This is a genomic window from Kocuria rhizosphaerae (genome assembly GCF_044462265.1).
In the GTDB taxonomy this organism is placed as follows: domain Bacteria; phylum Actinomycetota; class Actinomycetes; order Actinomycetales; family Micrococcaceae; genus Kocuria; species Kocuria rhizosphaerae.
This window is the reverse complement of record NZ_JBISWL010000105.1, coordinates 1-26,418: the sequence shown is the minus strand read 5'-3', so window position 1 is coordinate 26,418 and position 26,418 is coordinate 1. Positions and strand designations below refer to the sequence as shown.

24 protein-coding genes are annotated in these 26,418 nt (G+C 73.8%); 6 read left to right on the top strand and 18 right to left on the bottom strand.

Annotated elements, in window-relative coordinates; translation table 11 throughout:
- Positions 1-82: 82 nt before the first annotated feature.
- Genes ACH9EU_RS12165 through ACH9EU_RS12155 form a run of 3 tightly spaced genes read right to left on the bottom strand, consistent with a single transcriptional unit; the run spans position 83 to position 5,933 of the window.
- Positions 83-1,573, bottom strand: a complete 1,491-nt coding sequence (locus ACH9EU_RS12165; RefSeq protein WP_396414174.1) for an NAD-dependent succinate-semialdehyde dehydrogenase — start codon at positions 1,571-1,573, stop codon at positions 83-85.
- A complete protein-coding gene (locus ACH9EU_RS12160; protein WP_396414173.1) occupies positions 1,570-4,647 on the bottom strand; it encodes an FAD-linked oxidase C-terminal domain-containing protein in 3,078 nt (1,025 codons plus the stop codon). Before ACH9EU_RS12160 ends, ACH9EU_RS12165 begins: the two co-directional genes overlap by 4 nt.
- Positions 4,648-4,655: 8 nt before the next feature.
- The gene (locus tag ACH9EU_RS12155) at positions 4,656-5,933 is read right to left on the bottom strand and encodes an aminotransferase class III-fold pyridoxal phosphate-dependent enzyme (RefSeq protein WP_396414172.1); all 1,278 of its coding nucleotides are present in this window, start codon (positions 5,931-5,933) and stop codon (positions 4,656-4,658) included.
- 64 nt (positions 5,934-5,997) lie between these two features.
- Between ACH9EU_RS12155 and ACH9EU_RS12150 the strand changes: the two genes are divergently transcribed.
- Positions 5,998-6,999: a D-2-hydroxyacid dehydrogenase gene (locus ACH9EU_RS12150; protein WP_396414171.1), complete on the top strand. Its 1,002-nt coding sequence runs from the start codon at positions 5,998-6,000 to the stop codon at positions 6,997-6,999.
- 416 nt (positions 7,000-7,415) lie between these two features.
- Here ACH9EU_RS12150 and ACH9EU_RS12145 read toward each other — a convergent pair whose 3' ends face one another.
- Complete coding sequence (locus ACH9EU_RS12145) at positions 7,416-7,919, bottom strand: DUF3830 family protein (protein ID WP_396414170.1); 504 nt, start codon at positions 7,917-7,919, stop codon at positions 7,416-7,418.
- A gap of 119 nt (positions 7,920-8,038) precedes the next feature.
- Between ACH9EU_RS12145 and ACH9EU_RS12140 the strand changes: the two genes are divergently transcribed.
- On the top strand, positions 8,039-8,749 hold the full coding sequence (locus ACH9EU_RS12140) for an aspartate racemase/maleate isomerase family protein (RefSeq protein WP_396414169.1): 711 nt from the start codon (positions 8,039-8,041) through the stop codon (positions 8,747-8,749).
- 46 nt (positions 8,750-8,795) lie between these two features.
- Here ACH9EU_RS12140 and ACH9EU_RS12135 read toward each other — a convergent pair whose 3' ends face one another.
- Positions 8,796-9,554: an aspartate racemase/maleate isomerase family protein gene (locus tag ACH9EU_RS12135; RefSeq protein ID WP_396414168.1), complete on the bottom strand. Its 759-nt coding sequence runs from the start codon at positions 9,552-9,554 to the stop codon at positions 8,796-8,798.
- 56 nt (positions 9,555-9,610) lie between these two features.
- Here ACH9EU_RS12135 and ACH9EU_RS12130 point away from each other — a divergent pair, with 56 nt between their 5' ends.
- The 3 genes from ACH9EU_RS12130 (at position 9,611) to ACH9EU_RS12120 (ending at position 12,225) form a co-directional block, all read left to right on the top strand.
- A complete protein-coding gene (locus ACH9EU_RS12130) occupies positions 9,611-10,117 on the top strand; it encodes a RidA family protein (protein ID WP_396414167.1) in 507 nt (168 codons plus the stop codon).
- 35 nt (positions 10,118-10,152) lie between these two features.
- Positions 10,153-11,403 (top strand): phospholipase D-like domain-containing protein, encoded by a 1,251-nt coding sequence (locus tag ACH9EU_RS12125; protein ID WP_396414166.1) that lies wholly within the window; start codon positions 10,153-10,155, stop codon positions 11,401-11,403.
- Positions 11,404-11,544: 141 nt separating this feature from the next.
- Positions 11,545-12,225, top strand: coding sequence for a TRIC cation channel family protein (locus ACH9EU_RS12120; RefSeq protein WP_396414165.1), 681 nt, complete (start codon positions 11,545-11,547; stop codon positions 12,223-12,225).
- 3 nt (positions 12,226-12,228) lie between these two features.
- Here the strand turns inward: ACH9EU_RS12120 and ACH9EU_RS12115 are convergent, their stop codons facing one another.
- From ACH9EU_RS12115 to ACH9EU_RS12090, 6 genes are all read right to left on the bottom strand, one after another.
- Positions 12,229-12,648: a DUF3151 domain-containing protein gene (locus ACH9EU_RS12115; RefSeq protein ID WP_396414164.1), complete on the bottom strand. Its 420-nt coding sequence runs from the start codon at positions 12,646-12,648 to the stop codon at positions 12,229-12,231.
- Positions 12,649-12,816: 168 nt separating this feature from the next.
- Positions 12,817-13,839 (bottom strand): class II fructose-bisphosphate aldolase, encoded by a 1,023-nt coding sequence (gene fbaA, locus ACH9EU_RS12110; protein ID WP_396414163.1) that lies wholly within the window; start codon positions 13,837-13,839, stop codon positions 12,817-12,819.
- A 38-nt stretch (positions 13,840-13,877) separates the two neighbouring features.
- Positions 13,878-14,567: a TrmH family RNA methyltransferase gene (locus ACH9EU_RS12105; RefSeq protein WP_396414162.1), complete on the bottom strand. Its 690-nt coding sequence runs from the start codon at positions 14,565-14,567 to the stop codon at positions 13,878-13,880.
- On the bottom strand, positions 14,560-15,141 hold the full coding sequence (pyrE, locus tag ACH9EU_RS12100; protein WP_396414161.1) for an orotate phosphoribosyltransferase: 582 nt from the start codon (positions 15,139-15,141) through the stop codon (positions 14,560-14,562). Before pyrE ends, ACH9EU_RS12105 begins: the two co-directional genes overlap by 8 nt.
- Before the next feature lie 338 nt (positions 15,142-15,479).
- Entirely contained in the window at positions 15,480-16,238 is a 759-nt protein-coding gene (locus ACH9EU_RS12095; protein WP_396414160.1) for an SDR family NAD(P)-dependent oxidoreductase, read from the bottom strand.
- Positions 16,239-16,280: 42 nt separating this feature from the next.
- Positions 16,281-17,489 carry an acyl-CoA dehydrogenase family protein gene (locus tag ACH9EU_RS12090; protein ID WP_396414159.1) on the bottom strand — a complete coding sequence of 403 codons (1,209 nt, stop codon included), beginning with the start codon at positions 17,487-17,489 and terminating at the stop codon, positions 16,281-16,283.
- A gap of 83 nt (positions 17,490-17,572) precedes the next feature.
- On the opposite strand from ACH9EU_RS12090, the gene ACH9EU_RS12085 reads away from it, so the two are divergent.
- Positions 17,573-18,157, top strand: coding sequence for a TetR/AcrR family transcriptional regulator (locus ACH9EU_RS12085; RefSeq protein WP_396414158.1), 585 nt, complete (start codon positions 17,573-17,575; stop codon positions 18,155-18,157).
- 87 nt (positions 18,158-18,244) lie between these two features.
- Here the strand turns inward: ACH9EU_RS12085 and ACH9EU_RS12080 are convergent, their stop codons facing one another.
- From ACH9EU_RS12080 to modA, 7 genes are all read right to left on the bottom strand, one after another.
- Positions 18,245-18,898: an ATP-binding cassette domain-containing protein gene (locus tag ACH9EU_RS12080; RefSeq protein ID WP_396414157.1), complete on the bottom strand. Its 654-nt coding sequence runs from the start codon at positions 18,896-18,898 to the stop codon at positions 18,245-18,247.
- Between the two features lie 16 nt (positions 18,899-18,914).
- Complete coding sequence (locus tag ACH9EU_RS12075) at positions 18,915-19,757, bottom strand: ABC transporter permease (protein ID WP_396414175.1); 843 nt, start codon at positions 19,755-19,757, stop codon at positions 18,915-18,917.
- Between the two features lie 25 nt (positions 19,758-19,782).
- A complete protein-coding gene (locus ACH9EU_RS12070) occupies positions 19,783-20,181 on the bottom strand; it encodes a TOBE domain-containing protein (protein ID WP_396414156.1) in 399 nt (132 codons plus the stop codon).
- Positions 20,182-20,306: 125 nt separating this feature from the next.
- Positions 20,307-22,181: a DNA helicase RecQ gene (recQ, locus tag ACH9EU_RS12065; RefSeq protein ID WP_449555792.1), complete on the bottom strand. Its 1,875-nt coding sequence runs from the start codon at positions 22,179-22,181 to the stop codon at positions 20,307-20,309.
- A 189-nt stretch (positions 22,182-22,370) separates the two neighbouring features.
- Positions 22,371-24,716, bottom strand: coding sequence for a glycosyl hydrolase family 65 protein (locus tag ACH9EU_RS12060; protein WP_396414154.1), 2,346 nt, complete (start codon positions 24,714-24,716; stop codon positions 22,371-22,373).
- Between the two features lie 35 nt (positions 24,717-24,751).
- Positions 24,752-25,555, bottom strand: a complete 804-nt coding sequence (locus ACH9EU_RS12055; protein ID WP_396414153.1) for an enoyl-CoA hydratase — start codon at positions 25,553-25,555, stop codon at positions 24,752-24,754.
- Between the two features lie 25 nt (positions 25,556-25,580).
- On the bottom strand, positions 25,581-26,418 hold an 838-nt coding region (gene modA, locus ACH9EU_RS12050), incomplete at its 5' end, for a molybdate ABC transporter substrate-binding protein (protein ID WP_396414152.1).

The following is a 26,418-nucleotide window of genomic DNA, read 5'->3' as shown; positions in this document are numbered from 1 at the left end:
GTTGCGCGAGTGCCCCTCTCCCGGCCATGACGGCCGGGAGAGGGGCACTGCTGCGTCGGGGGCCGGCACGCCGGCCGGCGCGTCAGCCGCGGGGAACGGCCATGTACTTGGTCTCGAGGAACTCCTCGATGCCCACGCGGCCCCCCTCGCGGCCCAGGCCGGAGGCCTTGATCCCGCCGAAGGGCGCCGCCGGGTTGGAGACGATGCCCGTGTTGAGGCCGAGCATGCCGACCTCGAGGGCGTCCCCCACCCGGAAGCCGCGGTCGATGTCCTGCGTGAACAGGTACCCCACGAGACCCCACGGGGTGTCGTTGGCCATGCGGACGACCTCGTCCTCGGTGTCGAACGGGATCACGGGGGCCACAGGACCGAAGATCTCCTCGTTCATGAGCTGGGCGGAGGGATCGACGCCGGACAGGACGGTCGGGGAGTAGAAGTACCCGGCCCGGTCCGGGCGCGAGCCGCCGCAGACCACCGTGGCGCCCTTGCCCACGGCGTCGTCCACCAGCTCCTGCACCTTGGCCAGCGCCTTCTCCTCGACCAGGGGACCGACCTGGGTCCCGTCCTGCGCGCCGTCGCCCACGGACAGGGAGCCCAGGCGTGCGGCGAGCCGCTCGGAGAACTCGCCGGCGATCGAGCGCTGCACGAACAGGCGGTTGGCCGCCGTGCAGGCCTCCCCCATGTTGCGCATCTTCGCGGCGACGGCGCCCTCGACGGCCCGGTCCAGGTCGGCGTCCTCGAAGACGACGAACGGGGCGTTGCCGCCGAGCTCCATGGAGGAGCGCATGACGTGCTGGGCGGCCTGCTCGAGCAGGCGCACTCCCACCTCGGTCGAGCCGGTGAAACTGATCTTGCGGGCGATGCCGCTGGACATCCAGGGGCCCACCACCGCGGAGGCCTTGGAGGTGCAGACGACGTTGAGCACGCCCTCGGGGAGGCCGGCCTCCACGAGGATGTCGACCAGGGCGAGGGAGGACAGCGGGGTCAGGTTGGCGGGCTTGAACACCATGGTGCAGCCGGCGGCGATCGCGGGACCGATCTTGCGGGTGCCCATGGCCAGCGGGAAGTTCCAGGGGGTGACCAGCACGCACGGACCCACCGGCTCCTTGGAGACCAGGATCCGGTTCTTCCCGTCGCCCGTGGTGGTCTGGTCGCCGCCGATGCGCACGGCCTCTTCGGAGAACCAGCGGAAGAACTCGGCGGCGTAGGCGACCTCGCCCTTGGCCTCGGCGAAGGGCTTGCCCATCTCCGTGGTCATGATCAGGGCCAGCTCGTCCTGGCGCGACATGATGATGTCGTAGGCCCGGCGCAGGATCTCGCTGCGGGCCCGGGGCGGGGTCTTCGCCCAGTCCTTCTGGACCCGCCCGGCGGTCTCGATGGCGCGCTGGGCGTCCTCGGGGCCGCCGTCGGCGACCGTGGCGATGACCTCCTCGGTGGCGGGATTGACGACGTCGAAGCGCTTGCCGGAGGCCGACTCGCACCAGCTTCCGTCGATGAACAGGCCGGTGCTGACCGTGCCGACGGCGTCGAGCGCCTTCTGGGAGGTGCGGGAGGCGTTGACGTTGGTGGTCATGGTGTGTCCTCTTTCGGGGTCGTGGAACGGGTTCGGGCGGGGGCTGCGGCCGAGGGTTCCGGCCGGCCCGGGTCCAGGATCTGGGCCAGGTGCAGTCCCGGCCTGGCGTCGTCGAGCTGGTTCACCTGCATGGCGCACGAGAAGCCGTCGGTGAGCACCACGGTTTCCCGGTCGGTGCTGCGCAGGGCCGGGGCCAGGGAGTTCTCGGCGACCTGCATGCTGACGTCGTAGTGCTGCTTCTCGAAGCCGAAGTTTCCGGCCACACCGCAGCAGCCGGTGGCGTCGAGCACCTCGGCCACGCCGGCGGCGGCGAGCGCCGCGCGCTGGGTGCCGGCGCCGAAGACCGAGTACTCGTGGCAGTGCGTCTGCAGCACCGCCCGGCCGGGCACCGGCCGGGCCGGGGACGGAACCCATCCGGCCTCGGCGCGCTCGGCCACGTGCGATGCGAAGCTGCGCACGCGGGCCGCTACCCGCCGGGCCTGCTCCGTGTGCACGAGCTCGGGCAGGTCCTTGCGCAGGGCCGCGGCGCAGCTGGGCTCCACGACGACGATCGGCCGGTCCGTCCCGTCGTCGAGCGTCTCCGCGGCCCGGGCCAGCAGTTTCCTGGCGGTGGCCAGCTGGCCGGTGGAGATCCACGTGAGCCCGCAGCAGGCGTCGGCGGAGCACTTCACGGTCTCGCCGGTGTCGGCGAGCACCCGGGCGGCGGCACCGGCCACCTCGGGGCGGAAGCCCCGGGTGAAGGTGTCGACGAACAGCACCGCGGTCCCGTCCCCGGTCGACTCCACGGCGGCGACCTCCCGGCGCCACTCCCGCGCGCCGGCGAAGCGCGGGAGCGCCCGCCGGGTGGTCAGCCCGCCCAGGGCGGCGGCGACCTTGCCCAGTGGGGTGGCCAGCACCGCGTTGACCAGCGGGGCGATCCGCCCGGTCAGCGTCAGCCAGCGGGGCAGCCAGCCCAGGGAGAAGTGCGAGAGCGGGCGGAGCCGGCCGCGGTAGTAGTGGTCGAAGAACTCGGACTTGTAGGTGGCCATGTCCACGCCGGCCGGGCAGTCGGTGGCGCAGGCCTTGCAGGACAGGCACAGGTCCAGGACCTCGCGCACCTCCTCCGAGCGCCACCCCTCCTGCACGGTGCGCGCGCCGCGGACCATGTCCTGGAGCACCCGCGCCCGGCCCCTGGTGGAGTCCTTCTCGTCCCGGGTGGCCCGGTAGCTGGGGCACATGACCCCACCGGTGTCCGCGCGGCAGCGGCCCACGCCGATGCAGCCCTGCACGGCGTGCACCCACGGGTCGGTGCCCGCGCCGTGGGCCGTGGCCGGCTCGTCGGTCTCGGCGAGCGAGCCGCCGTGGCTGCCGATCGGTCTCAGGTCGAAGCTCGTGCGCCACTCCCGCGCCGGGACACCCGCCAGCGCCAGGTGGGCGTCCAGGGGGTCGGGCGCGGTGATCGACCCGGGGTTGAGGATCCCGGCCGGGTCCCACAGCCGGCGGTAGGCGGCGAAGGCCGCGAGCACCGCCGGGGAGTACATGATCGGGAGCAGCTCCGAGCGGGCCCGCCCGTCCCCGTGCTCCCCGGACAGCGACCCGCCGTGGCGGACCACCAGCTCGGCCGCCTCGCGCGTGAAGCGGCGGAAGACCTCCCGTCCGTCCTCGGTGCGCAGGTCGAAGGTGATGCGCACGTGCATGCACCCGGCGCCGAAGTGGCCGTACATGACGCCGGTCAGCCCGTGCTCGGCCATCAGGACGCGCAGGTCCCCGAGGTAGTCCGCGAGGTCCTCCGGGGCGACGGCGGAGTCCTCCCAGCCCGGCCAGGACTCCCCGCCGCTGGCCAGGCGGGAGGACAGGCCCGCGCCGTCCTCGCGCACACGCCACAGCGAGGCGCGCTCCACGAGATCCGGCACCGCCCGTCCCTCCACGAGCCGGCCGTTCTCGCCCAGCCGGGCGAGCAGGCGGTCGGCCTCGGCGGCGACCGCCTCCGGGTCGTCCCCGTCCAGATCCACGAACAGCCATGCCCGCCCGGCGGGCAGGCCCAGGACCGAGTTCTCCCCGCGGCGGAAGCGCATGGTCTCCACGATGGCCTCGTCGGTGCCCTCCACCGCGGCCGGGGCGAACTCCAGGATGGCGCCGATGTCCCGGGCGGCCTCCACCACGTCCTCGTAGCCGAGGCACACCAGCAGGGCGCTCGCGGGCTTCGGGACGAGCTTCATCCGCGCCCGGACCACCACGGCGCAGGTGCCCTCCGAGCCCACGAGGGCGCGGGCCACGTTGAACTTCCTCTCGGGCAGCAGGTTCTCCAGGTGATATCCCGAGACCTGGCGCTGGATCCGGCCGAGCTCCACCCGCAGGACGGCGAGGTTCTCCCGCGCCAGCTGCTCCAGGGACGCGGTGAGCTCCTCGGCGCGGGCGGCGGAGAACGCGTCCTGCGGATCGGTGGCCCGCAGTCCCGTGGTCGTGGCGGTCAGCCGCGCCCCGTCCGAGGTGACGACGTCGATCTCCGCGACGTGGTCGGAGGTGCGCCCGTAGCGCACGGAGTGGTTCCCGCACGCGTCGTTGCCGACGGCCCCGCCCACCGTGGCGCGGTTCTTGGAGGAGGGGTCCGGGGCGAAGGTGGCGCGGTTGCCGGTGGCGGACTCCACCTCCCGGGTGAGGTCGGAGAGCACCACCCCGGGATCCACGTCCACGGTGCCCGCGGCCTCGTCCACGGTGTGGATCCGGTTCATGTGGCGGGAGAAGTCCAGCACCACCCCGGGACCCACGGCGTTGCCGGCCATGGAGGTGCCTCCGCCGCGGCCGATCAGCGCCGTGCCGGTCTCCCGGCACGCCGCCACCGTCCCCACCACGTCCTCCACGGTGCGGGGGAACACCACGGCCAGCGGCGCGACCCGGTAGTTGGAGGCGTCGTAGGCGTACTCGGCCAGCCGGCGCGGCGAGGCGTCGGCCACCACGCCGGCCGCCGCCAGGCGCGCGAGCACGGCGGGCTCCGCCGGGGCGTTCCCGCGCACGGCGACGGCACGGTCGCCCGCGGACGTCGCGTCCGCCGTGGCACGGACGGCCGTCGTGGGCTCGGGGATGCCGGGGTTCATGGTGTCCTTCAGGATCCGGTGGCGGTGGTGACGGCCTCGGTGACGGTGGCGAGGGCGGCCTCGAAGCGCTCCAGACCCGTGGCGACCTCCTCGGCGGTGACCACCAGGGCGGGGATGAGCCGCACCACGTTGCCCGCGGGTCCGCAGGTGAGCGTGAGCAGGTCCTGGTCCGTGGTCGCCTGCTGGACGGCGGCCGCCGTCCGGGCATCCGGGGAGCCGTCCTCCGCGGTGAACTCGATGCCCTGCATGAGGCCACGGCCGCGGACGTTGCCGATCACGGGGAAGCGCTCCTGGATCTCCTTCAGCCCGGCCTGCAGCTGCTCGCCGCGCACGCGGGAGTTCTCCACGAGGCCTTCCTCCGCCACGACCTCCAGGGTCGCGACGCCGGCCGCGGCGGAGACGGCGTTGCCGCCGTAGGTGCCGCCCTGGGAGCCCGGCCAGGCCTTGGACATGGTCTCGGTCGAGGCCGCGATGGCGGAGATGGGGAAGCCGGAGGCGATGCCCTTGGCCGTGATGATGATGTCCGGGGTGACGTTGGAGTACTGGTGACCCCAGAACTTGCCGGTCCGGCCCACGCCCGCCTGCACCTCGTCGAAGATCAGCTGGATGCCGTGCCGGTCGGCCCGCTCGCGCAGTCCGTCCATGAAGGCCCCGGGCGTGGGCAGGTAGCCGCCGTCGCCCAGGGCCGGCTCGATGAGGAACGCGGCCGTGTCGTTGGGCGCCGTGCGCGTCTGCAGCAGGTAATCCAGTTCCTGGAGGGCGAAGGCCACCGCGGCCTCCTCGTCCCAGCCGTAGCGGTAGGCGTACGGGAAGGCGGACATGTGCACGCCGGCCATCAACGGCGCATACCCGGCCGAGAACTTCGTGCCGGCGGTGGTGAGCGAGGCGGCGGCCACGGTGCGACCGTGGAATCCGCCCTGGAACACCACGATGTTGGGGCGCCCGGTGGCCATCCGCGCCAGGCGGATGGCGGCCTCGACGGCCTCGGAGCCGGAGTTGGCGTAGAACACGGAGTCCAGTCCCTCGGGCAGCACCTCGCCCAGCTTCTCGGTCAGCGCCAGCAGCGGCTGGTGCATCACGGTGGTGTACTGCGCGTGAATGATCTTGCCGACCTGCTCGCGGGCGGCGGCGACCACCTTCGGGTGGCAGTGCCCCGTGCTGGTGACGCCGATGCCGGTCGTGAAGTCGAGGTAGGACCGTCCGTCGGTCCCGTGGATCCAGCTGCCCTGGGCGTGGTCCACGACCACGGGGGTCGCCTGCTTGAGTACGGGGCTGAGTTTCGTCATGGTTCCAGTGTCCTGGAGCGATCGACTTATTGTCAACAATCTGCGTGAGACCTACAGTGAGCACATGGAAGAGACACAGCAGCCCCCGGGGTCCGGGCCCCGCCCGAAGGTCGTCGTCCTCACGGCCCCCGGCACGCCCCCGCCGTACAACGCCGCCGCGCTCGAGGAGGACGCGGACGTGGTCCACGCCGACGCGGAGGGACTGGCCGACGTCCTGGGCGGCGCCCAGGTCCTGTTCGTGTGGGACTTCTTCTCCACCGCACTGCGTGACGCGTGGCCCCGCGCCGACGCCCTCGAGTGGGTGCACGTGGCGGCCGCCGGCGTGGACTCCCTGCTCTTCGACGCGCTGCGCACGTCGGACGTGGAGGTCACCAACGCCCACGGCGCGTTCGACGGCCCCATCGCCGAGTTCGTCCTGGCGTCGGTGCTCGCCCACGACAAGCAGCTGCACACCAGCAAGGACCTCCAGCGCCGGGGCGTGTGGCAGCACCGCGAGGTGGTGCGGACCGCGGGACAACGCGCCCTCGTGGTGGGCACGGGCGGGATCGGGCGGGCCACGGCCCGCCTGCTGCGGGCGGTCGGCCTGGACGTCCGGGGGGCGGGGCGCACCGCCCGGGACGAGGACCCGGACTTCGGCACGGTGGTCCCCAGCGCCGAGCTGGCCGAGCACGCGGAGTGGGCGGACCACCTCGTGCTCATCGCGCCGCTGACCGAGGACACCCGGGGACTCGTGGGCACGGAGGTGCTGGCCCGGATGCGGCCGAGCGCCCACCTGGTCAACGTGGGCCGGGGCGCACTCGTGGACGAGCCCGCCCTCGTGGACGCCCTGCGGAGCGGCAGCATCGCCGCGGCCTCGCTGGACGTCTTCGACGAGGAGCCCCTGCCGGGCGACCACCCGTTCTGGCGGTTGGAGAACGTGCACGTCTCCGCCCACATGAGCGGTGACGTGGTCGGCTGGCGGGACACCCTGGCGGACCAGTTCGCGGAGAACCTCGCCCGCTGGCGCGCCGGCGAGCAGCTGCTCAACCGGGTGGACAAGGACCTGGGCTACGTGCGCCGGAACTGACCGGGCGCCGCCACTGCCGCCGACCCCCCAAGGCGGCTTCGGTTCCCCCGGCGCGCGCTGGGGGAGCCGACGCCCGTTTGGGGGTTGGGCGCTCGGGCGCTCCGCCGGTTGGGGACTCGGCGGCCCGAGGGCACCGGCGGCTGGGGACTCGGCGGCCCGAGGGCACCCACAGTGGGGACTCGGCGACCGGAAGGCTGCGACGGGGGGACCGGAGCGCACGCCGCCCACGGACGGCCCCCGGGGGAAGCTGTGCCGCACCCGGGGGCCCGGGCACACCTCCAGGGCGCCGTCGTCGCGCGGCGGCGGGATGCGGAACCGGCCGGGCGGCCGCCCCGGAGGTCAGCCCTCCAGCGACACCCCTCCCCGCGACTCCACAGCGCCCATCCGGCGCCCCGCGCCGGGGTCGGACCCGGGGATCAGCCGTCCTCGGCGCGCGCGAAGCTCAGGGTCTCGCCGCGGGCCCCGCCCATCCAGACGTCCTGGCACGCGGCCGCGAGCTCCTCCAGACCCTCCTCGATCGTCGCGAAGACATTGCCGGGCACCCACCCCACGTCGCCGTTGACCAGGAGGTTGTTGCGCCCGTAGAAGACGGCGAGATCGATCAGGAGCCGGTTCTCCGTCGTCCCCGCGGAGGCCTCGTAGCCGTAGGCGGGGTTGTCGAGCACGCCCTCGAAGGTGAAGTAGCACAGGTCCCCGGGAATGGGCGTGATCGTCTGGTTCTCCGGACCGGGCTCCTCGGCGGCGAAGGCCGGGACGAGGGCATAGATCTCGTTGCGCGCGAACTTGCCGTGGAACACCTGCCCGGACTGGGGAAGCGCCTGCCAGACCGCCTCGGCGGTGCGCGGCGCCTCCTCGTCGAGCAGGCGGGCGCGGGCGGTGACGCCGCGCTTCTCCAGGGTGATCGTGATGTATCGGGTCATGGACGGTCTCCGTTCGGTCGGGCACAGGCGCCACGGCACGGCACCCTATGATTGTCTACAATCCAACTGTAAGCTTTTTCGTGAGCCGTGCAACACACCACGAAAGGGCCCCCACCGCCATGCACACCGTCGCCATTCTCTACCCCGGCCACAGCGCGGAGGACGAGTTCCCCGCCCTCGAACGGATCGTCCCGGGCACCTCCTTCCCGGTCATCCACACCTGGGAGGGCAGCACCGACCACGACGTCGGGGCGCTGCTGAACCTGGGCTCCCGGGAGAACCTGGTCCCCTCGGCGGAGAAGGCCCGGGACCTCTCCCCCGACGCGGCGATGTGGGCGTGCACGTCGGGCAGCTTCGTCTACGGCCGGGACGGCTGCCGCGAGCAGGCCGGCTGGATCGAGCAGGCCGCCGGGGTCCCGTCCTCCTCCACGTCCCTGGCCTTCGCCGAGGCGGTGCACCACCTGGGACTGAGCAGGGTCGCGGTGGCCGCCACGTATCCGGAGGACGTCGCCTCGCACTTCGTCCGGCTCCTGGAGCAGGACGGGATCACGGTGACCGCGCTGTCCACCTACGACGTCCCCAGCGGGGAGGACGCCGGCCTGCTGGACGCGGAGTGGGTGCTGGCCACCGCCCGCGCCGCCGACCTGACGGGGGCGCAGTGCCTGCTGATCCCCGACACCGCGCTCCACACCGTCGCCGTCCTGCCCCGGCTCGAGGAGGCCCTCGGCGTGCCCGTGCTCACGGCCAACCAGGTCACGGCCTGGCAGGGACTGCGTCTGGCCGGTCACCCCGCACGCGCGGAGGGTCTCGGCGCCCTGTTCAGCCGCTGAGCGGCTCGCCGCCCCGGGCGGCGCCCGCATCGGCGACGACGGCCGCTCATCCGCGGTCGGCGCGTCCCGCCCCGGCCAGGCGCTGGTCCTCGGTCACCAGCGGCAGCCCGAGCCGGCGCAGGCCCGCCCACGCGGTGACCTGGTTGGCCGTGAGCACGGGCTTGCCGAGCTCCTCCTCGAGCGGGGCGATGATGTGGAAGGTCGGCAGGTTGGTGCAGGAGACGAACACGGCCTCGGCATCGGGTCGGTCCGCCTTGCGCACGAGCTCCGCGGTGACGCTGTAGGGGACGTGCCAGATCAGGCGGTCCAGCCCGAGGCCCTCCGTCCCCACGACCGTGCGGCCGTCGTCGGCCAGGAACTTCTCGAGCCTGGCGGTCAGTCGCTCGACGTAGGGCGTGGCGATCGCCAGGCGCGTGATGCCCAGCGCCTCGAGCGCCTCGAGCAGCGCCTCGGACGTCGTCACGGCAGGGGCGTGCGTCTCCTCCTCGATGGCGGCGGAGATCTTCCGCGCCCCCTCGATCCCGTTGACGAAGCTCCCCGAGGTGCAGGCGAAGACGACGGCCTCCGGCTCGACGGCGGTGAGGCACCGCGCGGTCGACCGGATCTCGGCGTCGTCGCCGAGCGCGCTGGCCATGAGCTCGTCCACCACCATGGGGTGGTGCGGCGTGCGGGCGACGGCGAGCGAGACGTTGTCGGGCATCCAGCGCCACAGCTCCCGGTCCAGCGCCATGTCATAGGGATTGACCACGCCGATGACGCGGTCCGGGGCCGAATCGTCGGGAATGAACCTCTGGATGTTGGGCATGTCTCATGATCCCATAGTGTCTGATCGTCGACAATCCTCGAGCCCCAGGAGATCCCATGCCTTCCGACCGTTCGTCCGCCCACTCCTCCTCCGGAGGCCGGGCCCGCCACGACCACGACGCCTACGTGCGCGACCTTCCGCCCACCCCCCGGCCCGCAGGAGCCTACGTGCCGGTCACCGAGGCCGGCGCCCTCGCCTTCACGGCCGGGCACACGCACGCCGTGCGGGGAGCCCTCGACCACCGGGGCGCGGTGGGCACATCGGACGGCCCGACCACGGAGCAGGCCCGCGAGTGCGCGCGGCTGGCCGTGCGCAACTGCCTGGCCTCCCTCGCCCACCACCTCGGCGGGCTGGCCCGCGTGGAACGCGTCGTCTCCATGACGGGCTACGTCGCGGCCACGCCCGGCTTCACCGGCCATCCCGCGGTGCTGGACGGTGCCTCCGCCGAGCTCCTGGAGGCCTTCGGCGAGGACGGCCGGCCCTCCCGGGCCGCGGTGGGCGTGACCGGCCTGCCGGACGGAGCCGTCGTCGAGGTCTCCCTGGTGGTGACGGTCCGCCCGTGAGCCGGGCGGCCGGGGCACCCAGGTAGGATTCGCAGATGAAATTCAGTGCCGCCCGCCGGTCCCGCATGGTCCGTTCCCTCGCCGTCCGCTCCGCGCTGGGCGTGGCCGCCGTCCAGGCGGCCGTGGTCGCCGTCCTGGTGGCCACGGACGCGGTCCAGCGCCGGCACCGCGCCCGGCGCTCCGGCTTCCCCCGCCCCGGCACGTTCGAGGGCACGGTCGCGGACACGGACACCACGGTCTACACCTACGGCGAGGACCTCTACCGGGACATGCTCGAGGCCGTCCGGGGAGCCCGACGCCGCGTGCTGCTCGAGACCTACATCTGGAAGGACGACGAGGTCGGCCACCGGTTCCTGGACGCGGTCAACGACGCGGCGGCGCGCGGCGTGGACGTGCGGGTGATGTACGACGGGTTCGGCAACCTCGTGGTGCCCCGCGCGTTCTACCGCTTCCATCCCGACGTGCACGTCTTCCGGTTCCCGGTCCTGCGGCCGCGCCTGCTGCTCACCCCGCTGCGAGCCACCGGGCTGACCCACCGGAAGCTGCTGGTCGTCGACGACGAGATCGGCTTCGTGGGCGGCTACAACCTCGGCTCCCTCTACGCCACGCAGTGGAGGGACACCCACGTGCGCCTCCGCGGGCCGGAGGTCTACGAGCTGAGCCACTCCTTCGCCGCCGTGTGGAACCACCGCTCCGCGCGGCGCGCGAAGCTGCCCGATCCGGACCAGGGCGCCTGGGACTGCCGGGTGCGGGCCGTCAACAACATCCCGGCGAGCCTCGTCTACCCGATCCGCAGCGTCTACCTGGACGCGATCCAGCGCGCCAACGACCACATCTACCTGACCACCGCGTACTTCATCCCCGACCAGCAGATCCTCTCGGCACTGATCGCGGCCGCCCGGCGCGGTGTCGACGTGCGCGTCATCCTGCCGGAGAACTCCAACCACGTCCTGGCGGACTGGCTCTCCCGGGGCTTCTACACGACGCTGCTGCGGGCCGGCATCACGGTCCTGCTCTACCGGCACGCGATGATCCACGCCAAGACCGCGACCATCGACGGGCAGTGGTCGATCGTGGGCACCGCCAACATCGACCGGCTGAGCCTGGGGTTCAACTACGAGACGAACCTGGAGGTGCACGACCCGGACTTCGCCGCCGACATGGAACGGGTCTTCGCCGCCGACAGCGGGAACTGCCGCGAGCTGACCTCCGGGGAGTGGGACGAACGGCACCCCGCGGCCTGGTTCGCGGAGACCGTCCTGGTCCCGCTGCGCCCGTTCCTCTGACGTCGTCCCCGCCGGTGCCTCGGGGGCCGGGACCCCGTTGACCGGGCCCCCGGCGACTGCGGGGCGGGTGCTAGTGTCGGTCGTCCGTGTGGCGATGACGGGCCGGATGATGGGGTGACGGTGCAGAATCTTGATCCTGGCGTGGCGTTCGAGGTCGTCGACCTCCTGGGCGTGCTCACCAACGGCATCCTGGGCGGCGCGGTGGCGCGCCAGTTCAAGATGGACCCGGTGGGCTTCCTCGTGCTGGCCATCGCCTCCGGGCTCGGCGGGGGCATGCTGCGGGACACGCTGCTGCAGGCGGGCTTCCCCGTGGCCCTCACGAACCCCGCCTATCTGGGCACGGCCATCGCCGGGGCGACGATCGCCTTCTTCATGCAGCTGCAGGGGCGGTGGGCGACCCGGGTGCTGATCGTGGCCGACGCGCTGGCGATGGGCTGCTGGGCGGCAACCGGCACCGGCAAGGCCCTCGACGTGGGTCTCACCTGGCTGCCCGCCGTCATGATCGGGGTGATCACCGCGGTGGGCGGCGGGATGATCCGGGACATCGCGGTGGGGCGGGTGCCCATGATCTTCGGCGGCAACACCCTCTACGCGACCGGGGCCGTGATCGGCAGCGCCGAGATGGCGGTCCTGCACGGCCTCGACAGGCCGAACTGGGGGATGGCCACGGCGATCGTCACGGCCGCCACGATCACCGTCGTGGCGCGGCGCCGGGGATGGCGGCTGCCCGGACCGGGCGAGTGGAACGTGCGCCTGCCCAAGCCGGACTGGCCCCGGCCGCCCGGCCGCCGCCCGGGCCGCGGCGGGGGCCGGGCCCGCTGAGGGTCAGCGCTGCAGCTGATCGGCCGCCGTGGGGTCGGAGTCGTTGAGGAACTTCTGGATCCGTTCGGCCTCGTCGAACTCGCCGATCGCGGCCGCGGCCCGCCCCAGGGCCGAGAGGGCGCGCAGGAATCCGCGGTTGGGCTCGTGGGAGAACGGGATCGGACCGTGGCCCTTCCACCCGTGGCCGCGGAGGGCGTCCAGGCCCCGGTGGTAGCCGACGCGCGCGAAGGCGTAGCCCTCCAGGGTGCGGCCCTCGCCGAGGGCCTCCTCGGCGCACATCGCCCAGGCGAGCGACGCCTCGGGGAAGCGCGCGGCGAGGTCCTCCGCCTCGTCGCCGGCCTCGATGCGCTCGATCAGGGCGGGGTCCTCGGTGAGGTAGGTGGGCTCGGGGCCCTGGATCAGGTTCTTGCCGGCGAGGCTCATGGGGGACGGGATCCTTTCGGTGCGGGAACGGTACGTGCGGGAACGGTACGTGCGGGAACGGTCGGTGCGGGGGCGGTCCGTGCGCGGCCGCGGACGACGTCGGCGGCGCCCCGCTCGGGCAGGGCGCCGCCGTCGGTCTCCGCGGCCGCGGAGGAGAGGTGGAGCGGGCTACTTGACGGAGGTCCCGGCCGAGCCGAGGTTCTGGCAGGCCTCCACCACGCGTGCGGCCATGGACTCCTCGGCCAGAGCGCCCCACACGCGCGGGTCGTACTTCTTCTTGTTCCCGACCTCGCCGTCGACCTTCAGCACGCCGTCGTAGTTGGTGAACATGTGCCCGGCGACGGGCCGGGTGAACGCGTACTGGGTGTCGGTGTCGACGTTCATCTTGACCACGCCGTAGGAGACCGAGTTGGCGATCTCCTCGGCCGTGGAGCCGGAGCCGCCGTGGAAGACGAGGTCGAAGGGGCGGTCCTTGCCGACCTTCTTCCCGACCTCGTCCTGGATCTGCTTCAGCAGCTCGGGACGCAGCTTCACCCCGCCCGGCTTGTACACCCCGTGCACGTTGCCGAAGGTCAGGGCGGTCAGGTAGCGGCCGTTGTCGCCGGCGCCCAGGGCCTCGACCGTTGCCAGCCCGTCCTCGACGGTGGAGTAGAGCTTCTCGTTGATCTCGTTCTCGACACCGTCCTCCTCGCCGCCGACGGCGCCGATCTCGACCTCGAGGATGATCCTCGCCTTGGCCGCACGGGCCAGCAGGTCCTGGGCGATGCGCAGGTTCTCGTCGAGCTCCTCGGCCGAGCCGTCCCACATGTGGGACTGGAAGATCGGGTCCTCACCGCGCGCCACGGCCTTCTCCGACTCCGCCAGCAGCGGCAGCACGAAGCCCTCGAGCTTGTCCTGGGGGCAGTGGTCGGTGTGCAGCGCGATGTTGACGTCGTAGTTCCTGGCGACCTCCCGCGCGTAGGCGGCCATGGCCAGCGAGCCGGTGACCATGTCCTTGATCGAGGCCCCCGACCAGTAGGCGGCGCCGCCGGTGGAGACCTGGATGATGCCGTCCGAGCCCGCCTCGGCGAAGCCGCGGATCGCGGCGTTGAGGGTCTGGGAGGAGGTGACGTTGATCGCCGGGTAGGCGAACCCCTTCTCCTTGGCGCGGTCGATCATCTCGGCGTAGACATCAGGCGTTGCGATGGGCATGCTGGCTCCTTCGATCGGGTTGTGGCCTGCGCCCCACTCTAGCCAACCGGCGGCCGTCGCGGGACGCCCTGCCCGGAGACGGCCTGCCCGAAGACGTGCCGCCGGACCCATGCGTGCATCGCGACGGCGGCCGCGGCGGAGGCGTTGACGGAGCGGGTGGAACCGAACTGGGCGATCGACAGGGTGGTCCCGGCCGCCTCGTGCATCTCGGGGCTCAGCCCCGGCCCTTCCTGCCCCAGCACCAGGACGCAGCGCTCCGGCAGGTCGTAGGTCTCGAGCTGCCGGGAGTCCGGGAAGTTGTCGATCCCGATCACCGGCAGCCCCTCGGCGGCGGCCCACGCCACGAACTCCGCCACGCTCGCGTGGTGGCGCACGTGCTGGTACCGATCGGTGACCATCGCCCCGCGCCGGTTCCAGCGCCGCCGCCCCACGATGTGCACCTCCCGGGCGAGAAAGGCGTTGGCGGTGCGGACCACGGAGCCGATGTTGAGGTCGTGCTGCCAGTTCTCGACCGCCACGTGGAAGGCGTGCCGGCGCGTGTCCAGGTCGGCGACGATCGCGTCCACGGTCCAGTACCGGTAGGCGTCCACGACGTTGCGCCGGTCGCCGCGCGCCAGCAGCTCGGGGTCCCAGTGCTCGCCCTCGGGCCAGGGGCCCTCCCACGGCCCGACGCCGACCCCGGCCTCCGGTGCGCCGGCGTGCCCCCCGGCGGCCGCCGGGTCAGTCAAGACCGAGCTCGTCCTTCGTGAAGGCGTGCAGGCACGGGACCCCCGCCGTCTCCTCGATCCGCTCCTTCGCGCCCGTGCGGCGGTCGACGATGACGGCGACGGCCACGACGTTCGCGCCGGCCCGCTGCAGGGCCTCGACCGCGGTGAGCGCGGAGCCGCCGGTCGTGGAGGTGTCCTCGACGACGACGACGTCGCGGCCCTTGACGCCGGGACCCTCGACCTGGCGGCCCATCCCGTAGCTCTTCTGGTCCTTGCGGACGACGAACGCGTCCACGGCCCGGCCCTGGTCCCCCGCCGTCCGCATGATGGCGTTGCCGACGGGGTCGGCGCCCATCGTGAGACCGCCCACCGCGTCGCAGGAGATCCCGGCCTCGTCGAGCAGCGCGAGCATCACCTGGCCGACGTACCGGGACGCCTCGTGGTGCAGGGTGATGCGGCGGAGGTCCACGTAGTAGTCGGCCTCGAGGCCGCTGGCCAGGGTCACTTGTCCGTGCACCACGGCGAGGTCGGTGATCAGCCGGCGGAGGCGGTCGCGGGCCGTCGCGAGGTCGACGGGCGAGAAGTCGGTGGTCATGGCCCCAGTCTATGGGTCGTCCGCCCACTCCCGTTCGCGAGGAGTCGCGTTCCGCACACCACCACTGCGAGGGGTCCCCTTCTGTCCCGCCGACCCCTCCGCGGGCCGCGTACTGCCATGGAAGACGGGTTCTGGCGTCAGAACAGGACTCCTCGGCGGAAGAATCGGCAGGGCACGACCCCTCGGCGGAGAGATCCGGCCGACGTGGACCACTGGCGGTGGGGCCTGCGGCGGGATGCCGTGCCGACGCTGCGCCGATGCCCGGCGGGCGCGGTGGAGAGCGGAGCGGCGCGCAGGAACGGCGAGCGGGGCGGGGGCGGGGCGCGGGGACCGCGGCGTCAGCGCGGGGCCATCCGCAGCCCGCCGTCCAGGCGCACGGTCGCGCCGTTGAGGTAGTCGTTGTCGACGAACACGGCCACCTGCCGCGCGAACTCCTCCGGGCGGCCCAGCCGGCGGGGGAAGGGGACGCCGGCGGCCAGTCCTGCCCGGAACTGTTGGTCCACGGCCGCGAGCATGGGCGTCTCCATGATCCCCGGCGCGATCGTGTTGACCCGGATCCCCGAGCCGGCGAGGTCGCGCGCCGCGGCGATGGTCAGGCTGTGCACGCCACCCTTCGAGGCCGCGTAGGCCGCCTGGCCGACCTGGCCCTCGAACGCCGCGACGGAGGAGGTGTTGACCACGAGCCCGCGCTGGCCGTCGTCGTCGACGGGGTCGGTGGCGGCGATCCGCTCGGCGGCGAGCGCCAGCACGGTGAACGTGCCGGTGAGGTTGATCCGCAGCACGGTCTCGAAGAGGTCCAGGTCGTGCACGCCCCGCTTCCCCAGCACGCGGGCGGACGGGCCGATGCCGGCGCAGTTCACCACGGTCCGCAGCGGTCCGGCCGCGGCGGCCGCGGCCACGGCCTCGCGCACCGCGTCGCGGTCGGTGACGTCGGCGGGCACCCGGGTGACGCCGGGGAGGTCGGGGGCGGGCTCTCCGGCGTCGGGCAGGTCCACGGCGAAGACCCGCACGCCGCGTGCGGCGAGCATCGCGGTCGTGGCGGCGCCGAGGCCCGAGGCGGCGCCCGTGACGAGGGCGGAGGTGTCGGTGAGGTCCATGCGGGGTCCTTCCGGGCCGGGGTGCTGGGGCGGGGCGGGTGCTCAGACGAAGGCCGAGACGCCCGTGACGGCGCGGCCCACGATGAGCGCGTTGATCTCGTAGGTGCCCTCGTAGGTGTACAGGATCTCGACGTCGTTGAAGAGCTTCGCCATCTCGTGGTCCGTGACCACGCCGTTGCCGCCGAGCAGGCCGCGGCCGAGGGAGGCCGACTCCCGTGCCAGGGACGTCGTCGTCGCCTTGGCGAGCGCGGCGTGGGACATGCCGAACGTCCCGGCCTCCTGCAGCCGGGCGAGCTGCGCCATGAGCCCGAGGGACGCGGTGGCGTTGCCGAGGATGCGGGCGAGCGGCTCCTGGACGAGCTGGAAGGCGGCGAGCGGACGTCCGAACTGCCGGCGGGCGAGGACGTAGTCCCGGGCCACGTCGAAGATCGCGAGCTGGACGCCGGCGGCCTGCCAGCCCACCCAGGCCCGGGAGTTGCGCAGCATCTCGTTGGCCGCGGCGAAGCTCTGCGCTCCGGGCAGTGCCGCGCTCGCCGGGATCCGCACGTCGTCGAGGACGATGTCCGCGTTCTGCATGATCCGCAGGCCCATCTTGTGCTCGATCCTCGTGGCGGACCAGCCGGGAACGCCGGTCTCCACCAGGAACGCCTTGATCTGCCCGTCCGCCGTGTCACGGGCCCACACGATGGCCACGTCCGCGACGGTGCCCGACCCGATCCAGCGCTTGCGGCCGGAGAGCACCCACGAGTCGCCGTCGCGCAAGGCCGTGGTGGCGAGCCCGCCGGCGATGTCGGAGCCGTGATCGGGCTCGGTGAGGGCGAACGCGCCCAGCGCCCGGAAGCGGCGCAGGTCCGGCAGCCAGCGGGACTTCTGCTCCGCGGAGCCCAGCGCGTCGATCAGGCCGAGGACGAGCTCGTTGTGGATGCCGACCAGGGCGCTGAGCGAGACGTCGGCGCGGGCCACCTCGGCGTAGGCGAGGCCGCGGAACAGGCGGCCGGCGCCCGAGAGCTCGAGCTCGCCGAGGCCGTGCTCGGCCAGTGCGGGCAGGAGGTGGAGGGGCAGCTCCGCGCGGTTCCAGAAGTCCGTGACCACGGGACGGACCTGCGCCTGCAGGAACGCGTGCAGCGCGGCCAGCCGCTCCCGCTCGGGGGGCGGGAGGAGCTCGGCGAAGGAGAAGAGGTCGGCGTCGGGCAGCGGCAGGCCGGCCACGGGCTCGACGGTCGGGGGTTGCCCGGGCAGGACGGCGGTCATGGGAGGCCCTCTCGTCGGTCCCGGCGGAGGGGTGGCCCGCCCGGACCCGGTCGGAACTGTACGGTGGTGACTACAATCGTACTGTGACCCACCTCACCCCGCCAGGGGCGGCCCGCACGCCGCGCCAGCAGCAGCTCTTCGACGAGCTGCTCGCGCACTTCCTCGGCGAGGGCTTCCGCGACTTCACCGTGGACGGCGCGGCGGCGCGGCTGCACTGCTCCAAGGCCACCATCTACGCCCTGGCCGGCAGTCGCGAGGAGCTCGTCCGCACCGTGGTCGTGGAGTTCTTCAAGCGGGTCAGCCGGGGCACGGAGGAGGCCCTGCGCGGACCCGGCGACGCGGAGCAGCGGCTCCTGGCGTACCTGGCGGCGATGGCCGAGCAGCTGCGCCCGGCCTCGCCCCGGTTCCTCCGGGACGTGGCCGGCTCGCCAGTGGCCTCGGGGGTCTACGAGCGCAACACGCGGATCGCCTCGACCAAGCTCGCCGCGCTGGTGGCCGAGGGCGTGGCCCGCGGGGAGTTCCGGCCGGTGCCCACGGGTTTCATCGCGGAGGTGATCTCCTCCGCCATGGAGCGGATCCAGCAGCGCACGGGGATGGGCGGGATCGAGGGGCCCGGCGCCTACCGCGAGCTGGGGCTGCTCATCGTCGGCGGGATCCGCGCGGGCTGAGCGGGCGCGAGCGCCCGCCCGGGACGCCCCCGGACCGCCCGGGGGCCCGGCCGGTGCGGGGGCAGCGGCGCCGGGCGCCCCGGAACCTCAGGACCGCCCGGCCACCCGCCCGCGCTCGAGGCGGACCTCGGCGTCGGCGAGGGCCTCGACGTCCGCGCGGTCGTGCGTGACGACGACGGCCATGCGGTCGGCGAGCACCCGGCGCAGGAGCTCGCGCAGGGCCGGCGCGGACGCGCTGTCGAGCGAGGCGAAGGGCTCGTCGAGCAGCAGCAGCCGGGGTGCGGCCGCGAGCGCCCGCGCCACCGCCACCCGCTGGGCCTGGCCGCCGGAGAGCTCCGCGGGGCGGCGCCCGGAGAGCTCCGCGGCATCGACCGCCTCGAGCCACGACGCCGCCGTGTCCCGGGCGCCTCGCCGACCCGCTCCCCGGGAGCGTGGGCCGAACGCGACGTTCTCGAGCACGCTCAGGTGCGGGAACAGCAGCGGGTCCTGGGCGAGCAGGACCACCCCGCGGTCGTGGGCCGGGACCCACGGGCCGCGTCCGGCGGCGTCGAGGTCGAAGAGGGCCCTGCCGTCGAGGACGGCACGGCCGGTGTCGGGCACGAGCAGGCCCGCCACGATCCCGAGCAGGGAGGACTTGCCCGCCCCGTTGAGCCCGGTGAGCGCCAGGGTCTGCCCCTCGGCCACGCTCAGGGCCACGTCCAGCCGGCGTCGCGCCAGCCGGGCGGCGACCTCGAGGCTCACGCGGCGGCCTCCCGGCTCACGCGGCAGCCCCGTCGTCGTCCCCGGCCGGACGCGCTCCCCGGCGCGCGAACCGGCGGCCCGGGGCGGAGAAGCCCACGACGAGCAGCGCGATCAGCACGAGCAGGAGGGACAGGGCGATCGCGGCGTCGGGGTCGGTCTCGCGCTGCAGGTAGATCTCCAGCGGCAGGGTGCGGGTGACCCCCTCGAGGCTGCCGGCGAAGGTCAGGGTGGCCCCGAACTCCCCGAGGCTGCGGGCGAAGGCCAGCACGGCCCCCGAGGCCAGTCCCGGCAGGGCCAGCGGGAGGCCGACCCGGCGCAGCACCGTGGCCGGCCCCGCGCCGAGGGTCGCGGCGACCCGTTCGTAGCGCTCCCCCATCGTGCGGAGGGCGCCCTCGAGGCTGACCACGAGGAACGGCAGGGACACGAAGGTCTGGGCGAGGACCACCGCGGCGGTCGAGAAGGCGATGCTGATCCCGGCGAGCTCCAGGTGGCGGCCGATGAGCCCGCTGCGCCCGAACGTGTAGAGCAGCGCGAGTCCGCCCACGACGGGCGGCAGGACCAGCGGGAGCAGGACGAGGCTGCGCAGCGCGCGCCGCCCGGGGAACGCGGTGCGGGCCAGCAGGAGCGCCAGGGGCACGCCCAGGAGGACGCACAGCGCGGTGCTCGCGGAGGCCGTGCGCAGGCTCAGCCCGAGGGCGGACAGCGCCGAGGGCGAGCCGATCAGCCCCAGGAAGCCGCCCCAGTCCACCCGGGCGAGCATCCCGAGGACCGGCAGGACCACCAGCAGGGCCCCCAGGGCCGCCGGGATCCACACCCAGCCGGGGACGGCGGCGGCTCCACGGGGACGGCGCCGGATCACCACGGCCCGGGCACGCACCGCCGCCTCACGTCCCGGGGGTCTCGACGACGACGTCGGTCGACTTGACGACGGCCGTGGCCACGCGGCCGGGCTCCAGGCCCAGGTCCCGGACGGCCTCGGTGCTCATCAGCGAGACCACCCGGTGCGGGCCGCACTGCAGCTCCACCTGGGACATCACGGGGTCCGAGACGACCTCGGTGACCAGCCCCACGAACCGGTTGCGCGCCGAGCTGGCGACGCGCGCGGGGTCCTCGGGCCGGACGGAGCGCTCCTTGAGCAGGCGGGCCAGCTCCAGGCCGTCCACCACGGTCTGGCCGCTCGCGCTCCTGGCGCTGCCCAGCGTGCCCTGGTCGATCCAGCGCCGGACGGTGTCGTCGCTGACGCCGAGGAAGCGGGCGGCGTCGGCGATCCTGATCGCGGTCATGGAACCACTCTATCCGCGTCTGCGGCGATCCACCCGCACTTCGGGGCGCAGGTGCGGATGAATCCGCAGCACTGATGCTGTGGCACCAGGTCCGGACCAGGACCTTCGCCGGGCTCGTCCGGAGCTCAGACGCCGGCGACGACCTGGCGGACCGCCTCGCCGTAGCGCTCGAGCTTGGCGTCGCCGACGCCGGAGATCCCGCGCAGCTGGCTCAGCGAGCTCGGCCGGGCCTGGGCGATCGCGGCGAGGGTCGCGTCGTTGAAGACGACGTACGCCGGCACGCCCTGCTCCTTCGCCACCGCTGAGCGCCAGGCCCGCAGCTGCTGGAAGAGCTCCTGCTGGGGCTCGTCGAGGGCCGGCGGCGCGGCACCGGTCCTCGGCCGGCGGGCGGATTTCCCCCGCTCGGGCTCGCGGCGCAGGCGCACCTCCCTCTGCCCGCGCAGCACCTCGCCGGCCGCGTCGGTGATCGCCAGGACGCCGTACTCCCCCTGCACCTGGAGCAGGCCCTGGGCGAGCAGCTGGCGCACCACCCCGCGCCACTCCTGCTCGCTCAGCTCGGTGCCGATGCCGAACGTGGTGAGCGCGGTGTGGCGCATCCGCACCACCCGCTCGGTCTCACGTCCGAGCAGGATGTCCACCAGGTGCCCCGCACCGAACTGCTGACCCCGCTCCCGCTGCAGCCGCACGATCGTGGACATGAGCTTCTGCGCCGGGACCGTGCCGTCGAAGGCCTCGGGCGGGTCGAGGCAGGTGTCGCAGTTGCCGCACGGTTCGCTCGCCTCGCCGAAGTAGCGCAGCAGCTGCCGGCGGCGGCACTGCACCGTCTCGCACAGCGCGAGCATCGCGTCCAGGTGGAGCGACTGGGCTCTCTTGCGCTGCCGGTCCCCCTCCCCGCTCTCGATCATCCGCCGCTGCTGGACGACGTCCTGCAGCCCGTAGGCCAGCCACGCCGTCGACGGCAGCCCGTCGCGCCCGGCGCGCCCGGTCTCCTGGTAGTAGCCCTCGATGCTCTTGGGCAGGTCGAGGTGTGCGACGAAGCGCACGTCGGGCTTGTCGATCCCCATGCCGAACGCGATGGTCGCGACCATGACGACGCCGTCCTCGCGCAGGAAGCGGGTCTGGTGGCGCAGGCGCAGCTCGGCGGGCAGGCCGGCGTGGTACGGCAGCGCGGGCACGCCCTGGGCGGCCAGCCACTCGGCCGTGCGCTCGACCGAGGCGCGGCTGAGGCAGTAGACGATGCCGGCCTCGCCCTCGTGCTCGGTCCGGATGAGCTGCAGCAGCTGCCGGCGGGCGTCCTGCTTGGGCCCGACGCGGTACTGGATGTTGGGCCGGTCGAAGCTGGAGACGAAGACCCGGGCGTCGTCCAGGCGGAGATTGCGGACGATCTCCTCACGCGTCTCCTCGGTCGCGGTGGCGGTGAGGGCGATGCGCGGGACCCCGGGCCAGCGTTCGTGGAGGATGGTCAGCCCGAGGTAGTCGGGGCGGAAGTCGTGTCCCCACTGGGCCACGCAGTGGGCCTCGTCGACGGCGAAGAGCGCGATCCGGGCGCGGTCGAGCAGGTCGGCCGCCACCGGCAGGCGTTCGGGAGCGAGGTAGAGCAGGTCGAGCTCGCCGGCCAGGAGACGACCCTCGACGGCGCGGCGCTCCTCGGCCGTCTGGGTGGAGTTGAGGTACGCGGCGCGCACCCCGAGCTGCTCGAGGGCGGCGACCTGGTCGTGCATGAGCGCGATGAGCGGGCTGATGACGACGCCCGTGCCCTCCCGGACGAGCGCGGGGATCTGGTAGCACAGGCTCTTGCCGCCGCCGGTGGGCATGAGCACGAGCGCGTCCTCGCCGCCGGTGACCGCCTCGATGATCTCGGCCTGCTGCCCGCGGAAGGCGTCGTAGCCCCAGACACGGGTGAGGACCTCGAGAGGTGAGGACGACGTCGCGCGAGCGGCACGCGCCGTCGTGCGCGGGGCCGCGGCCGGAGCGGTTCCGGAGGCGAAGGCGGCCGGCATCCCCGGGACGTCTGGGTCCCGCCCGCTCAGGGCCTCCGGCGGAGGCTCCGTCCGGCCGGACTGCGGCCCGCTCCTCGTCTCGTCCACACGGCCAGGGTAGCCGGTGGGAGCGGGACGCCGGGCCGCCGATGTGGGTGACGGTGGCCCGCGCGGCCGGACCGCGCTCCCGGTGGGACGGGGTGCCGGGCCTCACGAGGCGCGCGGCCCCCGGCCCGGGGGCTGGGTCGGCTCGGGGGTCGGGGGCCGGGGAGTGCTCAGGGGCACCGTGACCGGGCGGGTCGCCGTGACGGTGCCCCGCTGTCCGTCGACGCGGACCGGCACCTCCCCGTCCGTGGTCCCGAGCAGCCGCACGACCGTGCCCGAACGGGTCGCCTCCACCCCGATCCGGTGTCCGCGCCACCGGAGCCGGAAGGCGAGCCGGTGCAGGCGTGCCGGCAGGCGCGGGGCCAGGACCAGCTCCTCGCCGTCGGGGCTCACGCCGCCGAAGCCGCAGACCACGGCGAGCCACGCCCCGGCGACCGAGGCCAGGTGCAGCCCCTCCTCGGTGTCCCCCTGGATGTCCCGGAGGTCCACGAGCGCCGCTTCGCGCAGGTAGTCGTACGCCAGCTCGAGGTGCCCCACCCGGGCGCACACCACGGCCTGCACCGCGGCCGAGAGGGAGGAGTCCCGCACGGTGCGCCGCTCGTAGTACTCGAGGTCGCGCGCGGTCTGCTCCGGCGTGAACGACTCGGCGCACCACCACAGGGCCTGGACGAGGTCGGCCTGCTTGACGACCTGGCGGCGGTAGATCTTCGCGTAGTGGAAGTGCTCCTCCACGGGGTAGCCGTCCCTCTTGGCCTCGAAGTCCCACTCGCGGTAGGTCGTGAACCCCTCGTTGGCGGGGTGGACGCCGAGCACGGCGTCGTAGGGCACGTGCACCGCGTCCGCGAGGCTCCGCCACCGGTCGATCTCGTGCGCGGTGACGGAGAGCCGTCCCACGTGCTCCGGGTGCTCCTCGCACGCGTCCGCGGCGGCCCGGAGGTTCCGCCGCGCCATGAGGTTGGTGAACACGTTGTCGTCCACCACCCCGGTGTACTCGTCCGGGCCGGTCATCCCGAGCAGGTGGACGCCGCCCTCGTGGTCCTCGTGCACCATGGCCGCCCACACGCGCGCCGTCTCCACGAGGACGTCGACCCCGCCGACGGCGGTGAGCACCTCCCCGGTCACGGCGGCCCACCAGGAGAAGGCCCGCGAGACGTCGGCGTTGACGTGCATGGCCGCGGTGCTGGCGGGCCAGTACGCGGACGACTCGTGGCCGTCGATCGTGCGCCACGGGAACGACGCTCCGGCGAGGTCCAGGACCTTCGCCCGCTCCCGGGCCCGGTCCAGGGTGGAGGCCCGCCACCGCAGCATCCGGGCGGCGTCACGGGGGCGCAGGAGACTCAGCGCCGGCACCACGAAGCCCTCGACGTCCCAGAACGTGTGCCCGCTGTAGCCGGCGCCCGTCAGGCCCTTGGCCCCGACGGGGGCGTTGTCGACGCAGGCTCCGGCCTGCAGGAGCTGGAAGAGGTCGAACCGCAGCGCGAGCTGCAGCTCGGGGTCGCTGTCGACCTCGACGTCCGCGTCCGCCCAGTACTCGTCGAGCAGCTCCCGCTGTTCGGCCAGGAGCCCGTCCCAGCCACGCCCCCGGGCGCCGTCCAGCGCGGCGAGCGCCTGGTCGCGCAGGTCGTCGGCGGGGTCGTCCACGGCCGACGAGTGGCACAGGTACTTCACGAAGCGCACGCTCTCGCCGGGCCGGACGTCGGCGACGACGGTCGTCACCACCTGGTCCTCGTCGCACTGCGTGCTCACGGCACCACCGGCGGGCCGCTCGACGTCGTGGTCCACGGCGGCGGCCACCCCGACGCGGCTCTCCGCCGTGCGGTGGACCAGCACCCCGCCCGTGTCGTGGCAGCGGTGGACCCGGGGGTGGAACGGCTTCGCCAGGACCTCCGCCACGCGCGGGTCGGGGTTGCGCACCTTGGGCGGGGTGCCGTTGACCACGAGACCCGACCGGATCACCACCTGGACGGGGCGGTCGACCGCCTCGACCTCGTAGTGGAGCGCCGTGACGGGCCGCCGGACCAGCGAGACGAGCCGGGTCGAGCGCACCCGCATGCGGGCGCCTCGTGGGGTGACCCACTCGGTCTCCCGGCGGAGGGCGCCCGCGCGCAGGTCGAGCACCCGGTCGTGCCGCTCCGGCGGGGTGTCCCGGACGTCCAGCGGGACGCCGTCGACCTGCAGGTGCACGGTGCTGCCGTCGGCGACGCCGATGACGGCCTGCCCGTGCTCGGGGTGCCCGTAGCCGCCCTCCGGGTAGGACAGCGGGTGGTACTCGTAGACCCCGGACATGAACGTGCCGCGCGAGTCGCTGGGCTGGGCCTCGTCCAGGGTTCCCCGCACGCCGACGTACCCGTTGGCGAGGGCGAAGAGGGACTCCCGGGAACCGGCGCCCCCGGGGGAGAGCGCGGACTCGCGGACCTGCCAGGCCGCGGGGTCGGACGACGGATTCGACATGCGACCACGGTAGCCCTCCCCGCCGCGGCCGGGCCTCAGCGGTGGGTGAACCGCGGCTCCCGCTTCTGCGCGAAGGCGGCCATGCCCTCCTTCTGGTCCTCGGTCGCGAACAGCGAGTGGAAGAGCCGGCGCTCGAACAGCACGCCCTGCGCCAGGGTCGTCTCGAAGGCCGCGCCGACGGCCTCCTTGGCGGCGATCGCGGAGGGCAGCGACTTCGCGGCGATGCTCTCCGCGACGCCCAGGGCCTCCTCGAGCAGGTTCGCGGCGGGCACCACCCGCGAGACCAGGCCGGCCCGCTCGGCCTCCTCGGCGTCGATCTGGCGGCCGGTGAGGACCATGTCCATGGCCTTGGCCTTCCCCACCGCCCGGGTCAGCCGCTGGGAGCCGCCCATCCCGGGGATCACCCCGAGGTTGATCTCGGGCTGGCCGAAGCGGGCGGTGTCGGCGGCGACCAGGACGTCGCACATCATGGCCAGTTCGCACCCACCGCCCAGCGCGTAGCCCGCCACGGCGGCGACGACGGGCGTGCGCACCCGCGTGAAGGCGTCCCACCCGGCGAACCAGTCCGCGAGGTACATCTCCGCGAAGCTCTGCGGGGCCATCTCCTTGATGTCCGCGCCGGCGGCGAAGGCCTTCTCGGACCCGGTCAGGAGGATGGCGCCGATCCCGGGATCGGCGTCCATCGAGGTCGCGGCGGCCACGACCTCCTGCAGGGTCGTGGCGTCGAGGGCGTTGAGGGCCTTCGGCCGGTTCAGGGTGATGATCCCCACCCGGCCGCGGGTCTCGACCAGGATGTTCCCGGCGTTGCCGCGGTCGTCGGTTCCGTGCTGCTCGCTCATGCTGGTCTCCTGGTGCGTCGGCTCGTCATCGGGTGCTGGTCGTCGGGTCCTGGTCGTCGGGTGATGATGCTCCGGGGCCGGCACCGTGCGGTGGCGCCGGTCCGGGGTCGAAGCCGAGCTCCGCCAGCCGCTCCTGCCCCGCGGGCCCGGTCACGAAGGCCACGAACTGCTCGGCCCGATCGCGGGGCCCGCCCTCGACGCCCACCACGGTGTAGGCGTTCGCCGCGTCGGCGGCTGCCTCGACGGGCACGCCGTCGAGCACGTCCTCGTGGGCGGCCACGTCGGTGACGTAGACCAGACCGGCGTCGGCCTGCCCGGTGCGGAGCTTGCCCACCACGTCGGTGACCGAGCTCTCCTCGCTCGCCGGCCGCAGCTCCACGCCGGCCCGCTCCACGAGGGTCCGGGCCGCCCGGCCGCACGGGACCTGCTCGGCGCACACCACCGTGGTCACGCCCGCCCGGTCCAGGTCGGCCGGCGAGCGGAGGCCCAGGGGGTTGCCCTCGGCCACCGCGATCGTCAGGCGGTTGGTCGCGAGGACCTCCGGCGTCCCCGACGCGCGGCCGCTGTCCAGGACGCGGCGCATCGTCTCGTCGTCGGCGGCGACGAACACGTCAGCGGGGGCGCCCTCGGCGATCTGCACGGCGAGGTCGGCGGAGCCGGCGAAGTTCAGGGCGACGTCCACGCCGGGGTGCTCGGCCTCGAACTCGGCGGCCAGCCCGGTCAGGGCGCCCGTGAGCGAGGACGCGGCGTAGACGTCGACGCGTTCGGCGGCGCTCGAGGTCCCGCACCCGGCCAGCAGCGCACCGCTCAGCAGCACGCCGGCGACCGCGGCGGCGGGACGCGCGGGGCCGGCCGGCGGAGCC

Excerpts from the sequence above, each read along its gene's own strand:
- ACH9EU_RS12165 (WP_396414174.1), bottom strand. The coding sequence starts at position 1,573 with ATGACCACCAACGTCAACGCCTCCCGCACCTCCCAGAAGGCGCTCGAC.
- ACH9EU_RS12160 (WP_396414173.1), bottom strand. The coding sequence starts at position 4,647 with ATGAACCCCGGCATCCCCGAGCCCACGACGGCCGTCCGTGCCACGGCG.
- ACH9EU_RS12155 (WP_396414172.1), bottom strand. The coding sequence starts at position 5,933 with ATGACGAAACTCAGCCCCGTACTCAAGCAGGCGACCCCCGTGGTCGTG.
- ACH9EU_RS12150 (WP_396414171.1), top strand. The coding sequence starts at position 5,998 with ATGGAAGAGACACAGCAGCCCCCGGGGTCCGGGCCCCGCCCGAAGGTC.
- ACH9EU_RS12145 (WP_396414170.1), bottom strand. The coding sequence starts at position 7,919 with ATGACCCGATACATCACGATCACCCTGGAGAAGCGCGGCGTCACCGCC.
- ACH9EU_RS12140 (WP_396414169.1), top strand. The coding sequence starts at position 8,039 with ATGCACACCGTCGCCATTCTCTACCCCGGCCACAGCGCGGAGGACGAG.
- ACH9EU_RS12135 (WP_396414168.1), bottom strand. The coding sequence starts at position 9,554 with ATGCCCAACATCCAGAGGTTCATTCCCGACGATTCGGCCCCGGACCGC.
- ACH9EU_RS12130 (WP_396414167.1), top strand. The coding sequence starts at position 9,611 with ATGCCTTCCGACCGTTCGTCCGCCCACTCCTCCTCCGGAGGCCGGGCC.
- ACH9EU_RS12125 (WP_396414166.1), top strand. The coding sequence starts at position 10,153 with ATGAAATTCAGTGCCGCCCGCCGGTCCCGCATGGTCCGTTCCCTCGCC.
- ACH9EU_RS12115 (WP_396414164.1), bottom strand. The coding sequence starts at position 12,648 with ATGAGCCTCGCCGGCAAGAACCTGATCCAGGGCCCCGAGCCCACCTAC.
- fbaA (WP_396414163.1), bottom strand. The coding sequence starts at position 13,839 with ATGCCCATCGCAACGCCTGATGTCTACGCCGAGATGATCGACCGCGCC.
- pyrE (WP_396414161.1), bottom strand. The coding sequence starts at position 15,141 with ATGACCACCGACTTCTCGCCCGTCGACCTCGCGACGGCCCGCGACCGC.
- ACH9EU_RS12095 (WP_396414160.1), bottom strand. The coding sequence starts at position 16,238 with ATGGACCTCACCGACACCTCCGCCCTCGTCACGGGCGCCGCCTCGGGC.
- ACH9EU_RS12090 (WP_396414159.1), bottom strand. The coding sequence starts at position 17,489 with ATGACCGCCGTCCTGCCCGGGCAACCCCCGACCGTCGAGCCCGTGGCC.
- ACH9EU_RS12070 (WP_396414156.1), bottom strand. The coding sequence starts at position 20,181 with ATGACCGCGATCAGGATCGCCGACGCCGCCCGCTTCCTCGGCGTCAGC.
- recQ (WP_449555792.1), bottom strand. The coding sequence starts at position 22,181 with ATGCCGGCCGCCTTCGCCTCCGGAACCGCTCCGGCCGCGGCCCCGCGC.
- ACH9EU_RS12060 (WP_396414154.1), bottom strand. The coding sequence starts at position 24,716 with ATGTCGAATCCGTCGTCCGACCCCGCGGCCTGGCAGGTCCGCGAGTCC.
- ACH9EU_RS12055 (WP_396414153.1), bottom strand. The coding sequence starts at position 25,555 with ATGAGCGAGCAGCACGGAACCGACGACCGCGGCAACGCCGGGAACATC.